2 tRNA genes are annotated in these 279 nt (G+C 47.0%); both read left to right on the forward strand.

Going from position 1 to position 279, the window contains the following annotated elements:
- Nucleotides 1-83: 83 nt before the first annotated feature.
- A tRNA-Phe gene (locus AN944_RS21185) sits at nucleotides 84-159 on the forward strand.
- A gap of 7 nt (nucleotides 160-166) precedes the next feature.
- Nucleotides 167-242: transfer RNA gene (locus AN944_RS21190), tRNA-Thr, on the forward strand.
- The last annotated feature ends 37 nt before the right edge of the window (nucleotides 243-279 follow it).

The following is a 279-nucleotide window of genomic DNA, read 5'->3' on the forward strand; positions in this document are numbered from 1 at the left end:
TATGTGCGCACTCCAAACGGCACAGACACTAATGACCAAGTTAGTTTCTTGTTTGAAGTAGTTAACTAACGCTTAGTTTAGTTGCCCGAATAGCTCAGTCGGTAGAGCAGAGGATTGAAAATCCTCGTGTCCCTGGTTCGATTCCGGGTTCGGGCACCACAATTTAGCCGGCATAGCTCAGTTGGTAGAGCAACTGACTTGTAATCAGTAGGTCCCGAGTTCGACTCTTGGTGCCGGCACCATATACAGAATAGCCACTCAAATGAGTGGCTTTTTTGT

Source organism: Shewanella sp. P1-14-1 (assembly GCF_001401775.1).
Lineage (GTDB): Bacteria > Pseudomonadota > Gammaproteobacteria > Enterobacterales > Shewanellaceae > Shewanella > Shewanella japonica.